We start from the raw sequence: 613 nt of genomic DNA on the forward strand, positions 1-613 counted from the left end.
TGTGCCGTTCTGGCTGGAAGCGCTGGAGCCGGACTTCGTGCCGATGAACAGTGATGCCGCCACCCAGCTCAATCAGGGCGTTTTTGTCGATAACTGGGGGCGCCCGAAAAAATATCAGGTCTATAAAAGCCTGCCAGTATCCGGGCGTCAGTTCGATACCAAAGAGATAGATGCAGAAAACATGCTTCATCTCAAATTCACACGACGCCTGCACCAGACCCGCGGAACGTCTCTTTTATCAGGTGTTCTGATGCGTCTGAGCGCGCTGAAAGAGTACGAGGACTCGGAGCTTACCGCTGCCAGAATTGCTGCCGCACTCGGCATGTATATCAAAAAAGGCGACGGACAGAGCTTCGAGTCTGATTCCAGCAGCGATGATCGCGAGCTGATGATTCAGCCCGGTATGCTCTATGACGAGCTGCAGGCCGGGGAAGAAATCGGGATGATTAAATCCGATCGCCCGAACCCTAACCTCGAGTCGTTTCGTAACGGACAGCTGCGTGCCGTGTCCGCCGGCAGTCGCCTCAGCTTTTCCAGCACATCCAGAAACTACAACGGAACGTACAGTGCCCAGCGGCAGGAGCTCGTCGAGTCAACCGACGGCTATCTGATA

General features: G+C 55.0%; 1 protein-coding gene. It reads left to right on the forward strand.

Annotated features, from left to right (window positions below):
* On the forward strand, window positions 1–613 hold a 613-nt coding region (locus AB8818_RS22865; protein ID WP_371200036.1), incomplete at both ends, for a phage portal protein.

Origin of the sequence: Enterobacter sp. KB-280D8 (assembly GCF_041399405.1) — a bacterium.
Taxonomy (GTDB): domain Bacteria; phylum Pseudomonadota; class Gammaproteobacteria; order Enterobacterales; family Enterobacteriaceae; genus Enterobacter; species Enterobacter cloacae_N.